Source organism: Flavobacterium aeripolare (assembly GCF_013294025.1).
GTDB lineage: Bacteria > Bacteroidota > Bacteroidia > Flavobacteriales > Flavobacteriaceae > Flavobacterium.
Genome location: NZ_JABSNL010000010.1, coordinates 178,661 through 193,059 on the forward strand (window position 1 = coordinate 178,661; position 14,399 = coordinate 193,059).

Below are 14,399 nucleotides of genomic sequence, written 5' to 3' on the forward strand. Positions count from 1 at the left end.
AGGTTTAAAAACGGTATTTTACTTTTTAATCAAGTATTTTACGTTTCTGTTTTTACCATTAATAACGGTTTTAAGGAAGTAAAACCCTCTGCGTAATTTTGATAATTCTAAGTTGGTTACTGATTTACCAGCGGCAATCTCTTGCGAAGATTGACTTACTAGTTGCCCGTAGATATTGTAGATGTAAAAATCAGCTTTGGCTACAGCCGTACTGTTAATACTCACATTAACATTACTTACAAATGGATTAGGATAAACGACCACATTTGTAATTACACAAGAATTATCCGGTGTACTGTTATCGCAGCCTCCTAATGTGTCTCCATGTGCTAAGTGTGCTCTTACAGCATACTCATCTACACATATTGTTTTTCCTTTATGGCAAATTTCAACTTTAGGATAACGTCTGTTATTGCCACAAGAAACATCTTGTACATTTACGGTACGTTCTGTAGTTGCTGTACAACCCACTGCGTCAGTAACGGTAAGTGTGTAAGTTGTTGTTTGGTCAGGGCAAACTTTTATTGAAGCCGTTTTAGCACCGTTGCTCCATTCGTACGTAAATGGGAGTACACCTCCTGTAATAGTACCTGTTTTTAAAGTGGCATACGCTTGTGGGCTGTATCCTTTATAAACAGTTACTTCATCTGCTGATGGGATTTGGATCTCCTTAGACTCTTCAATAGTAAACGTTGATGTTACCGTTTGTTTAACAGCATCCTCAATCACTACGGTATATTTTCCTGCAGCTAAATTTGTGATTTCTGAAGTCGTTGCTCCCGTATTCCACGTATAGGTATACGGACTAATACCTCCAGAAACGGTTACGTTTGCAAAACCATCTTCGTTACCAAAACAGATAGTATTTGAACTAGAAACAGATTCGATTTTTAAATCTTTTAATTTTAAACGTATCGAAACTGGGAAGTGGTCTGAAGCTGTTTTAGTATAAGTGGCCGAGTAGAATTCATAATGTACTCGTGCTGTTTCTGGAATATAAGAAGTGGCTAATTCATTAGAAAGTGTGATGTGATCAATCATATTCTCATAAGTAGCATACGATCTAAATCCACCATCACTTAATGATTTTGTAGGTATCGAATAACGCGTAGTATCAGCAACATAAGCACTATATGATGAGGCAGTAGTAGTAACATCAGAAACCGTGAAATCTACATCGTCATTGTAATCACCTAAAAGAATTAAATTAGCGTCTGGGTATTGCGTGTCTAAACTGTCTTTAAGCATTTCGACATCAAATTTACGCATATCGTATTTTTCTTGTGCTCCACCAGAAGTATTTGCTCTCGCATGTAAATCAATGATGTTAATTTGTTTTTCGGTACCATCGATGGTCACATTAGCGGTAAGCATAAAAGGCATTCTTCCGCTAGCAAAAAAGCGTGTTTTATCTGCAGTAGGGTAATTGGCTAAAGCCGAAACATCACCACCATTGTAGTACGGGTGTACTGTTTCTAATAACACCTTAGTACTTACCGGTTTTACCGTTTTATTCTTATATATGAATCCTACCTTTTGAGAATCTGTTGTAGTATCGTTAGGATAAGAAGTAGCTTTAGATAACACATAGCTATAATCGTTCATTTCGCTTACCATTTGTTTGAACAAAGGTTCGTCTGAAATTTCTTCAACGGCGTAGATGTCAGCATCTAGGCTTTGTAATACAGTTTTTACAGCCTCTTTCTGGATCTCATCAGCATTTACTTGACCTGCAGTAGGAGCGTTTTTCTCATCACCAAACCAAGCAATATTCCAAGTAACGATATCTAGGGTTTTGTCTTTAGAAATAGCCAAGTCTGTACCCGCTTGTTGGTATTTTGCTGCACATGGAAAATCACTTTGCATTCTAGGTAGCAATTGCTGTGTGGCATAAAAATTAGAAACAACACCTATTACTTCTGAACAATTCTCTGGTTGACTAAAACCAGTTAAGTCTGCTACATCAGCATCTAATCTAAATTGTGCTTTTGCAGTAGCATCAGTAATATCGACACTTGAATTACCAAAAATAATAGCTCCAGGCTTAGCAAATACTGGGTTTTGAATACGAACTAATTCTCCTGGGTGTGCACTCATTTCAGATAAAGTGATCGTAAGCGGACTAATCAATTGTGCCGCTTGACCGTTACTTTTTACAGCACTAACTGGGCTAATTTGGATTTGCTCATTGTAAGTACTTTTGTTTCCTGTAATAGTTAGTGATTCTCCTATTTTAAATAAACCAGTTCCATGAACCGTTTTATCAAAAACGGCAACAGCTCCTGTAGCATCTTGAATATAGGCAGATCCTCCTAATTGGTCAGAGACCGTTAATGTTCCTGTTATGGTTACAATTTCACCGTCTGCTTTTGCTCTTGCTTCAGCGATAGGTAAAACGATAAGTGTATCGGCTACATCTTTAAAGAATTGCCCTGAATTAATAGCTCCTGAAGTTGCTGTGGCAGCTTGCCAAGTAAAATCGCTATATTTAAATCCAGCACCAGTTAATTGTAGCGAACTGCCAATGGCCGCAGTGCTCGCTTCAGCGATACCAATATCTGTACTGGTAATTCCGTTTGCAGGACCGTTAGTAGCAGTAAAACTTCCTTCGTAGCTTAAAAATTGAACCACTTTTCCTTCTGGATTTACTAATGCAAGTGCATCAGGGGAACCATTTTGTAAACCTGGAATGGCAACATATACTGTTCCGTACCCATTACTTTGATTAGGAATAGAACCTGACAAAGTACCAATAGGTGTATAACTAGCACCGTTAGATCCATTGTAAGGCACAATAGTCCAGTTAGTTAAATCAGTCCCAGCATATCCAGCAATTTCGACGCCTTCATTCTCATCTGTTCCAGCGTTGTCATAATGAATCTCGTTTATAAAAACCAGATCTCCAAAATTTTGTCCTGCGTTCACAGCACCAAAGGTACTCGTTGCTGCTTCCCATGTAAAGTCGGTATATGTAGTTCCTTTTCCAACTAATTGTAAAGAGGTTCCAATTGTTGCTGTACTTGTTTCAGCAACTCCTATATCTGTGCTTGTCAATCCGTTTGCAGGACCATTTGTCGCTGTAAAACTCCCTTCGTAGCTTAAAAATTGAATAACATTATCATTGTTATCTACTAAGGCAATTCCGTCCGGAGCTCCATTTTGTAAACCAGCAATAGCTATTGATACTGTTCCATACCCATTTGATTGATCCGGAATTACTCCTGATAAAACACCAATAGGAGTGTAGCTTGCACCACCGCTTCCATTGTAAGGGATAATTTTCCAATTAGTAATATCAGTTCCTGCAGGTCCCGCGATTTCTACACCTTCGTCAAGATCTGTACCAGCATTGTCATAGTGAATTTCGTTAATAAAAACAGTAGCAGTAGTCGTCGTTGCTGTTCCTTTTAAAGTAGTTACAGTAATAGCGGCACTAGGATCTGAACTGTTATCTGCTTCATCGATTGCTCTTACCGTAAAATTATAGGTGGTGTTTTCTTTTAAATTTGATAAAGTAGCGCTATTGGTTGTAACCGTCTGCAATTCTTCATCATTATTGTAAATAGTGTAAGCAGTTCCGTTTGACGGCTCCCACGATAAAGTGACAGCAGTAGTAGTAAGGTTTGAAGCAACTACGTTTGTAGGAGGGACTAATTTAACCGCTACTTTAGTAAAAGACTGTCCTAAATTGACCGCTCCATAAGTGCTAGTTGTGGCTGCTTGCCAAGTAAAGTTGGCGTAGCTGTTACCAGTACCTACAAGTTGTAACGACAAGCCTGCAGCATCAAGGCCGTTTTGTATAACGCCTATGTCTGTGCTTGTCATTCCGTTTGCAGGACCATTTGTGGCAACAAAACTCCCTTCATAGCTTAAAAACTGAACCACTTCTCCAAGGTTGTTTATTAGTGCTAAACCATCAGGCGCACCATTTTGAAGTCCAATGATAGGAACAAATACAGTCCCAAAACCATTTGACTGCTCTGGGATTGTACCAGAAAGCACTCCCACTGGAGTATAACTAGCGCCACCATTACCATTGTATGGAATAATAGACCAATTGCTTAAATCAGTACCTGCCGTTCCGGCGATTTCGACACCTTCTCCTACGTCAGTTCCAGCATTGTCATAATGAATTTCGTTAATAAATACCGTTGCAATAGGATTAGGCGCAGTTGTAGTGGCAGTAGTTGTAAATGTAACAGTATTGCTAGCTAGAGAATTGTTTCCTGCAGCATCAAAAGCTTTAATAGTAAGTGTGTAGCTAGTATTAGCGGTTAAGCCGACTAGGTTATAGCTATTATTTTGGGATGAAGCTAAGAAGTTAGTTCCGTTAAAAATACGGTATCCTAAAACAGCAACATCATCTGTGCTTGCAGTCCAGTTTAGTATTGCAGTATCTTGCGTAACGCTGTTGACAACTAGGTTACTAGGGGTTGTAGGAGCCTGAGTATCTGCAGTGGTATTTCCGGTGAAGCGATTTTCGGCTTGAGGACCGCCCCAAATTGTTGTTGCAAATGCAGGATTATCAATAAAAGGATTTCGATTACCTTGAACTCCCTCTAAAATTGTGTTTCGATTTAATTCAAATTGAGATACAGGATCTTCAATGTTCCACAGTAGTAAAATATCGGTAATATCATTGTTAAAAGTACGCGGTCCTACGGTAACGTTTGCAGGAAGGCATTGTTCACCATAGCGCAAATACATGTACATCAGCATTCGAGCAACATCACCTTTCCACTCATCACCAGGATAGAAAAAAGTGTTGTTAAAAAGACCGGCATTTCCTGATCCAGCTCCATAAGGATAATTACTTCTTGTGGCGTTAAAAGCAATATCAGAAGCTCTTAAATGATGTGCATCACTTCCAGGTCCCGAAGTCCCTAAGTTAGGTACGCCTAAAGATTTGGCATAAACGTGTTCGCGATTCCATTGACCAGCATTTCCACCATTTGCATCCTTTGAACGAGTTCGATCATTGCTAGTATCTGTATCCGTGTCGTTGTATCCATAAACAAGCAATACATTGTTAGGATTTGCAGGATCAATGTCAGTTAGTTTAAGAGCATCCCAAACGCCTGGAGTATAACTTAAAGAGGTAGTGTTTGCGCTAATTAATTGAGATAATGTTGTCTTTAATGTGTTGCCAGTTTGATTGAGATTTGTTCCATTATAATAGGATGGAATTTGAGCGAATGCCGCGCCACTAATTAGCAGCAGGGTCCCCAGCAATTTTAGTTGTTTTCGAATGTAAAGTTGTTTCATATAAGTTTTGGTTATTTTGACGTAAAAATAAAGATAATGTTAAGAAAAATAGGCTGTATGTATTAATAAATTGTTAAATTGGGTTGGTAGTTTATTTTCGTTTTTATTAAGTGAAAATCCTTTGGTTGTTATTTATGTGTTTGAATTACAATATTTTAGAATGGTGTGTCAGTTTTGTGTTTTAAATTTTGTAAAATAGTGACTATTCTAATTAGCTATAATCAGTAGAAAATAGAGCTACTATCTCAACATTGTTATTAAAAGCAGAAGATCTAAGAGAGATATAGACTTTTAATTACTGCTTTTTAAATTATTAAAGATTACTTTTAGTATTCAATAAATATACTGTCAATAACCGTTATTATTCCTATTATTAACAGCAGCTATACTTTTTTTAAGTAGGTTTACACTATTATAAGTTGGCTCTTTCAAAAACATAACCCCACTATCCGAATGAAGAAATTTCCACAACCTACTAATGAGCTCGAACGCATTAAAGCATTAAAAAAATACGCTATCATGGACTCTTTACCTGAGGAAGAGTATGATGCAATAACAAAATTAGCCTCTTTTATATGTGGCACACCTATCTCGCTAGTGAGTTTGCTTGATGAAGATCGGCAGTGGTTTAAATCTACTGTAGGAATTGATGCTAAAGAAACCCGCAGAGAGATTTCGTTTTGTCAATATGCCATTATGAGTGACGATGTCTATGAGATTAATAATGCCTTAGAAGACGGGAAATTTGTAGACAATCCATTAGTAACCGGTGATCCCAACATTAGATTTTATGCCGGGGCACCTATAAAAGATGAGAATGGATTCAATTTAGGAACACTGTGCGTTATCGATACTGTGCCACGAAAATTAAGTGAGCAACAAAAGGAATCTTTAAAACTGTTGAGTAATCAAGTGGTTAGTCTTCTTAAATTACGAAATAAGAATACCGTTCTAGAGACGGCTCAAAAAGAATTTATAAACTTTGTCGCACTCTCAAAGGATCTTGTTTGTATTGCTAATATTGACGGTAATTTTTACAAAGTAAATCCTGCATTTACTACCGTTTTAGGTTATGAGATTGATGAAGTAGAGGGGCAGTCATTCTTTAAGTTTTTACATCCTGATGACCATGAAAAAACGATTTTGGAAGTCGAAAAATTAGCTAATGGTCAGCAATCTATCAGTTTCGAAAATCGATTTTACTGCAAGGACAGGACTATAGTATTCTTGAGTTGGAATACATCACCAGATCCTGAAACAGGAAACTTATATTGTATTGCTAGGGACATGACGGCTGAGAAAAAGCAGCAAGAGATTCTTTTTAATCTAACCACAGATCTAACAGCCATATTAAACTCTGCCGAATTTTCTATTATTGCCACTGATATTAATGGAACAATAAAACAGTTTAATCAAGGGGCAGAGAAGCTTCTGGGTTATAAATCAGAGGAGGTTATTGGTTTACAATATCCGTTTAGCTTTCATTTAGAGTCAGAAATTAAAGAAGATGCTGAGGCCTTGACAAAGGAGTATGGTGTAGCAGTAGCAACGCCATTTGAAACCTTAGTCTATAAAGCAAAAACGCTTAAAGCAGCTAACTCGCAAGAGTGGACTTATGTCAATAAGAATGGAACCATCTTCCCTATACAATTATCCATGACTGCTATTCACGATGAAATAGGAGAAACGATTGGCTATTTAGGAATTGCTAAAGATATTACTAAAGAGAAGGAAGCAGAAGATAATTTGATTAAAAATAAATTACTTCTCGATGAGTCCCAACGCATTGCAAAAATAGGTAGTTGGAAATATGATGTTAGCTCAAAAGAATTAATATGGTCTAAGGGACATTATTTAATTTTTGAACTAGGCGAACTTCCAGCTGCAGAGTTGAATGCTGCGTACCGAGCTAGAATTCATCCAGAGGATTTGGTGATGCTTGATCAACTCGAAAATAACTTTGCAAAAAGCAAGGAAGATTTTAAAATCAATTATCGTATTTTATTTCCTGACGGGCGTATGAAGTACATTCTCGAAATTGGAAGTGCATTTACTGATGACAATGAAAATGTTATAGGGATGCAAGGGAATATTCAAGATGTTACTGATATCCAAATTGCTCAAAATAAAATCGCAGATAAAGCTAAGGAGATTAACGATATTAGAGCCGCTCTTGATGAGGCTGCAATTGTGAATATAAGTGATGAGGCTGGAGTCTTAACTTATGTGAATGATAAGTTTTGCAAACTATCGCAATATTCTGAAACCGAATTGCTAGGGCAACGTTTATACAGCAACGATTTAGGAACAGAAGCTAGTGTATTAGTTAGGAAGATCTGGTTGTACATTATCAATGGTAAAACATGGAAAGGCCAGTTACAACAATTAGCAAAGGATGGCTCATTATACTGGGTTGAAACTACAATTGTTCCCTTCATTGATAAAACAGGTAAGCCATACCAATATGTGGCGATTAGTTTTGATATTACAGAGAAAAAATTAGCAGAAGTAAACCTAACAGACGCTTTGATCGACTTAGAGAAGAACAATAAGGAACTGGATCAATTTGCTTATGTAGTTTCTCATGACTTAAAAGCGCCATTGAGAGCGATTAATAATTTGGCTGAATGGATCGTTGAGGATATGCCAGAAATGCCCGATGATGTTCGTAAAAATTTAAGCTTGTTGAGAGGTCGCATTTTAAGAATGGAAAATCTTATAAATGGTGTGTTAGATTATTCAAGAATTGGTCGAACAAAAATCGAAAAAGAATCCATTGATTTAAATGAACTTGTAGGCCACATTGTAGAGTCTTTGATACCTGTAGAGAATTATAAAGTCACTGTTAGCAATTTGCCTGTTGTGTTTAATGCTAAGATATTATTGTATCAAGTCTTTAGTAACTTATTTAGTAATGCCGTTAAATATAATGACAAGGAGCAGGGGATAATCGACTGCTCATATACGGATACAGAAGATTTTCATCAATTTACCATAGCCGACAATGGACCTGGAATCGAGCCAGAATATCGTGACAAAGTTTTTGGCGTTTTTCAAACTATTCAGGCAAGAGATAAAAAAGAAAGCACAGGAATAGGCTTGTCGATTGTTAAAAAGATAATTGATGAGGGTGGTGGTTCTATTCACATCGAAACAAATAATAAAGGAGGCGCTAGCTTCGTATTTACAGTACCTAAATAAACAGCAATGTTAGTATCACACAAAAAACATTCAAATGAATACGAAACTCTAAAAAAGGAGTACGAGGATTTTATATACATCGTTTCACATGATTTAAAAAGTCCCATGAGGGCGATAAGCAATATCACCACTTGGATTGAAGAAGACCTAGTAGATGAAAATACGAATGATATTTCAGAAAATTTTAAATTATTAAAGAATAGGGTAGGGCGTTTAGAGAATATGATGAACGCATTATTAGAACTTTCTCGAGTGAATAAGCTAGAGAGTGAGCAAAGAATGGTTGACTTAAAGCAATTTATAGATGATGTAACAGTTATAGCTTTAGGGAAATCATCGGCAACAGTAATAGTGAATTACAATTTACCGCAAATTGAAGTTGCCATAGTGGGCAATAAAATACAAAAAGTACTAACTGAATTAATAGAAAATGCAATAAGGTTTAATACTAACGAAAAAAAGAATATTTTTGTTACAGTAGAAGAAACAAGCTCCAATTATCAAATTATCATAGCCGATAACGGGCCTGGAATTTTGAAAGAAATCGAAGATAAAATTTTCAATATTTTTTATACTGCAAGTTCAAAAGATCATTTTGAGACCACTGGTGCAGGATTAACAATTAGTAAAAAAATTATGCAGTCAATTAATGGAGATCTCGTTTATGATTCAAATGAATTGACTACTTTTAAAATGATATGGCCTAAAATTAACCTATAAATACCTAATACAATGAATGACAAATTAGTAAATATATTATTAGTTGAAGACGATGAAGTAGATGTGATGAATGTCAAAAGAGCGTTTTCTAAAAATAATATTAAAAACCCTCTTTTTATAGCTGGTAATGGTGTTGAAGCACTAGAACTATTAGAAGACAAGATTATTCCGTTGCCTAAAATTATTATTTTAGACATCAATATGCCTAAGATGAACGGGATTGAATTTTTAAAGGAGCTGAGAGCAAATGAACGCCTTAAAAACATTTCAGTATTTGTAATGACTACTTCAAATGAGGATAGCGATAAAATAAACGCTTACAATTTGAACATTGCAGGGTACATCTTAAAACCGTTATCATTTGAGAAGTTTATAGCTTCGGTTGCTACTTTAAATAATTTTTGGCAGCTCTGCGAAATGTAGCTGGACCAATTAATGCGATACTAATATGAAAAGTTTTAATATATTACTAGTTGATAATCGTCAAAGGGATGCTAATGTATTTCTAAACTTTTTTATCGAAAAAAATCCTCACATTGTTCTTAAAACTGTTGAAGACGCAGCGCAAGCTTGGCCTGCACTACTTCACGACGAAGGCACAGTTGCTATTCCCAAAGTATTATTTTTAAATTGTGTTAATGGCTGTAAAGAGGCATTAAATTTGATTAAAGAAATAAGGAGTAATGTGCGATTAAAGTCGACATTGATATTCGTATTAGTAGAAACGGCAGATGATGAATTTAAAAAGGAGTTGTTAGCGCTTAACATTGCTGCTTGTATCCAGATGCCTAATAATGAAGAAGAAACACGCAATGTATATTGCACCCTCGAAAAGTACTTGAGTACTATAGAATTTTCACAAGCAACAAACACCCTATGAATAAACCGCTTAAAGTTTTAATTATTGATGATGACAAAGTTGATGCAATAACTATTGTTAGATCTGTAAGTAAATCTGATATCAACGCTGAAATGGACACGGCCTATTCTGCAAAGGAAGGTTTTGAAAAGTTAGCGTTACAGCCTTATGATTTAATATTTTTAGATTACATGATGCCCGATTTAGACGGGATCTCAATTCTAAATCAAATGCGCCTATCAGGTGTTGAAACCCCTGTTATCTTTATCACTTCGCAAGGAGATGAGAAAATTGCAAGTCAAGCTATTTTAGCAGGAGCGTCAGATTATATGTTAAAAACCTTACTCAGTTCAGATGCTATTGCACATAGCATTAGAACTGCATTAAAATTACATGAAAACCAAGTTTTACGCAAGCAAGCCGAGCTTGAACTAAAGTTAAATGCTAACCGACTCTCTGAAGCTCAAAAGCTGGCGAAAATAGGAAGTTGGGAAATTAATTTAATCAATGGTGATGTGTACTTTTCTGATGAGTTGTTTAATATTTTAGAAATTGATCGAGCAGTAACACCTTCTATTGACTTATTTAAGTCTTGCTTAATTAGTGAAAACGATAGTATTTTATTTGATGAAAAAATTAGCGCTGTTCAACTTAACGTACAACGGGAGTGGTTTAGTCACACTATTTTAGGCAAACAGGGCACCATCAAATATATCAATGAATATATAAAATGCTTAACAGATGAAAATAACTATCCTTTAAAAGTTTTAGGTACTGTTCAAGATGTGAGTATTCAAAAAGAGATTGAACAAGAGTTGATTGATGCCAAAAATTTAGCAGAGGAATCTGTGAAATTGAAAGAACGTTTTTTGACTAACATGAGTCACGAAATAAGAACACCGATGAATGGAGTAGTGGGGTTTGCAAAAATTTTAGAAGAAACTACTCTTGATGAAAATCAACTACAAAGTGTTCTTGCTATACGTACGGCTGGCGAAAATTTAATGACAATTATCAATGATATCTTAGACCTATCTAAAATTGAAGCTGATAAAATGGTATTTGAAACGATCCCTTTTTCTATATCAAAAACAGTGAATTCTGTAGTTGAATTAATTGGAGCTAGTGTAAAAGGGAAGCACGTTACAATAAGCAGTATGATTCCAGATACGCTAACAGATACCTTGATAGGAGATCCTACTCGATTATCACAAATTTTAATTAACCTAGCAGGTAACGCTTTAAAATTCACAAATGAAGGTAGCGTTCTTGTTAAGTTAGCAGAAGAAGAAATTTCAGCAACTACAACTCACGTTCGCTTTTCGATTATTGATACAGGAATTGGAATTCCAGAAGATAAATTGGATTCCATTTTTGAGAGTTTTAATCAGGCATCTAATGAAACAACTAGAAAATATGGTGGTACCGGTTTAGGATTAACTATCACTAAAAAGTTAGTTGAATTGCAGGGCGGCGAGATAAAAGTAGAGAGTGAGATAGATAAAGGAAGTGTTTTTTCTTTCTCTTTGCCATTTATTAAAGACAGTAACAGCAGTAGCGATTTAAAAAATACTGGTAAGCGAGTTTTAGATCCTAGCTTTTTGAAAGGTAAGAACATCCTGCTAGTGGAAGATAATGAGCTGAATCAATTATTGACGGTAAAGCTGTTTAAAAAGTGGAACAAGGAAATTGATGTTGCTGAAAACGGTCGAATTGCTATTAATAAAGTAGTAGCTAACGACTATGATATTATATTAATGGATATTCAAATGCCTGAAATGGATGGTAATGAAGTCACAAAATACATTAGAGAAAATCTAGCATTTGATAAGTCGCAAGTACCAATTATCGCTATGACTGCACATGCTACGGCAGATGAAGAAAAAAAATGCAGGGAAAACGGAATGAATGATTATTTATCAAAACCATTTGATTTTAATGTATTACTAGAAAAACTATTCGATAATTTAAAGGTAGAGCAACCAACTGTGATTAATCAATTGCCACCAAAGCAAGAGCTGTCAAAAGCTAGTTTGGTTAATTTCGAATATTTAATAGATTTTAGCGATAACGACGTCGAATTCATCCAAGAAGTAATTGAGCTGTTTTTAGAAAGCGCTCCCGAATCGATTAGCGATATCGTAACATATGCAGCTGCAAAAGAGGATGAGAATTTAAAGAATGAAATTCACAAATTCAAATCTTCAATCAGTATTTTAAAAATACAAGAGGCCATAGACTACATTGCGATTATTGAAGAGGAACTATTGACAAATCCAGAAGGGACAGCACGTTTTGATGCTGTTTTAAAATTACAGGCTATTAGTAATGATGTAATCACAGAATTAAAGAATAGAACAATCTATATTTAAGCATTTAAAAAAATGCCGTACAACTGATACAACTGCTTGTGAATTTAACGATTTACAAGCAGTTTTTTATTCCCTATTGGGCTGTATTTCGATCGTTTTTAATGATTTTGTTTTTTTGTTTGAACATGCTTTAAAAAGATTTACCTTTGCAAATTGGATAGTATCAGCTATCTGATGTTTTTTTATGAAGGGTGTTTTCGCAAATCAAACTTGCTAATCCTTTAAAATCCCATAATTTTAATTACCTCAAAGTTGGCAAGCAGCAGTGTTTGCGGACGCATTATTATATAAATAGTTTAAAAAAAGAATGAAACAGTACTTCAACTTATTCGACTTTACGCAAAAAGTCAATTACAAAACAGAGATTCTAGCTGGATTAACCGTGGCAATGACAATGATTCCAGAGTCACTTTCTTTTGCCATTTTAGCGGGCTTTCCTCCATTAGTGGGATTGTATGCTGCGTTCATTATGGGATTAGTTACTGCCGTTTTTGGTGGAAGACCAGGAATGGTTTCTGGAGGAGCAGGTGCTACAGTGATTGTGTTAATAGCCTTAATGCAATCAAGCGGTTTAGAATATGTGTTTGCTGCGGTAGCATTAGCAGGAGTATTACAAATACTCGTAGGTGTTTTTAAACTAGGTAAATTTATAAGGCTAGTGCCGCAACCTGTAATGTTTGGTTTTGTAAATGGACTAGCTATCATTATATTCATGTCGCAATTAGAACAATTTAAAACGATGGTAAATGGAGAAAGTGTTTGGTTATCAGGCAATCCATTGTATATTATGCTAGGCTTGGTGCTCTTAACGATAGCGATAGTTTTAGTTTTTCCTAAAATTACAAAAGCTATTCCCGCTTCATTAGTAGCGATTATTGTAGTTTTCGGTTTAGTATTGGGATTCGGAATCGATACCAAAACAGTTGCAGATATCGCTTCTGTAAGCGGTGGTTTTCCTCCTTTTCACGTTCCTGAAATTGCTTTCACATTCGAAACATTAAAATTGATATTTCCATATTCATTGATAATGGCATCTGTAGGATTGACAGAGGGGTTACTAACCTTGAATTTAGTAGATGAAATGACCGGTACAAAAGGAAGTGGTAATAGAGAATGTATCGCTCAAGGTGGTGCAAATATATTGAACGGTTTCTTTTTTGGAATGGGAGGTTGTCCAATGATTGCACAAACATTAGTAAATTTATCAGCGGGTTCAAGAGCGAGACTATCGGGTATAATAGCCGCTTTTACTATATTAATTATTATCTTGTTTGGTGCTCCCGTAATAGAGAAGTTACCTATTGCTGCTCTTGTAGGGGTGATGGTGATGGTTGCTATAGGAACCTTTGAATGGATTAGTTTACGAATTATCAATAAGATGCCTAAACACGACATTTTTGTGGGTGTGTTAGTTGCAGTAGTTACAATTTTACTTCACAACTTAGCGCTTGCTGTGCTTATTGGTGTGATTATATCAGCGCTAGTATTTGCATGGGAGAGTGCTAAAAGAATTAGAGCTAAAAAATATATAGATGAAAATGGTGTAAAACATTATGAAATATACGGCCCTTTATTTTTTGCATCTACAACTGCTTTCAGTGAAAAATTTGACGTATTTGAAGATCCTAACGAAGTAATTATTGACTTTAGAGAAAGTAAAATCGCCGATATGAGTGCTATTGATGCGTTAAACAAAATTACAGAGCGTTACGCTAAGTTGGGTAAGAAAGTACACTTGCGTCACTTGAGTAAAGATTGTCGCATTTTATTAGATAATGCTGATGATGTTATCGATATCAACATCATGGAAGATCCTACTTATAAAGTGGTGGCTAACTAAAAAAAAAAAGGACTTGATTTTTTCAAGCCCTTTTTTTTTGTGCATTATGTCCCGTCCTGAAATAGCGATACACAAAAAGTATCCTTATGGAAAAACATGAAGAAACACGCTATGTTAAGCGTACCCAAAAAGATTACTCAAT

General features: G+C 35.7%; 7 protein-coding genes. 6 read left to right on the forward strand and 1 reads right to left on the reverse strand.

What is annotated here, in order from left to right; genetic code table 11:
* Positions 1-18: 18 nt before the first annotated feature.
* The gene (locus HNQ00_RS12685; RefSeq protein ID WP_173838870.1) at positions 19-5,265 is read right to left on the reverse strand and encodes an endonuclease; all 5,247 of its coding nucleotides are present in this window, start codon (positions 5,263-5,265) and stop codon (positions 19-21) included.
* Between the two features lie 453 nt (positions 5,266-5,718).
* Here HNQ00_RS12685 and HNQ00_RS12690 point away from each other — a divergent pair, with 453 nt between their 5' ends.
* The 6 genes from HNQ00_RS12690 to HNQ00_RS12715 all read left to right on the forward strand — a co-directional run bounded on the left by HNQ00_RS12690 (position 5,719) and on the right by HNQ00_RS12715 (position 14,257).
* Positions 5,719-8,466, forward strand: coding sequence for a PAS domain S-box protein (locus HNQ00_RS12690; RefSeq protein WP_173838871.1), 2,748 nt, complete (start codon positions 5,719-5,721; stop codon positions 8,464-8,466).
* A gap of 6 nt (positions 8,467-8,472) precedes the next feature.
* Positions 8,473-9,186 (forward strand): sensor histidine kinase, encoded by a 714-nt coding sequence (locus HNQ00_RS12695; RefSeq protein WP_173838872.1) that lies wholly within the window; start codon positions 8,473-8,475, stop codon positions 9,184-9,186.
* Positions 9,187-9,198: 12 nt separating this feature from the next.
* The gene (locus tag HNQ00_RS12700) at positions 9,199-9,609 is read left to right on the forward strand and encodes a response regulator (protein ID WP_173838873.1); all 411 of its coding nucleotides are present in this window, start codon (positions 9,199-9,201) and stop codon (positions 9,607-9,609) included.
* A 25-nt stretch (positions 9,610-9,634) separates the two neighbouring features.
* Positions 9,635-10,066, forward strand: a complete 432-nt coding sequence (locus tag HNQ00_RS12705; protein ID WP_173838874.1) for a hypothetical protein — start codon at positions 9,635-9,637, stop codon at positions 10,064-10,066.
* A complete protein-coding gene (locus tag HNQ00_RS12710; protein WP_173838875.1) occupies positions 10,063-12,417 on the forward strand; it encodes a response regulator in 2,355 nt (784 codons plus the stop codon). Before HNQ00_RS12705 ends, HNQ00_RS12710 begins: the two co-directional genes overlap by 4 nt.
* A 307-nt stretch (positions 12,418-12,724) precedes the next feature.
* A complete protein-coding gene (locus HNQ00_RS12715; RefSeq protein WP_173838876.1) occupies positions 12,725-14,257 on the forward strand; it encodes a SulP family inorganic anion transporter in 1,533 nt (510 codons plus the stop codon).
* The last annotated feature ends 142 nt before the right edge of the window (positions 14,258-14,399 follow it).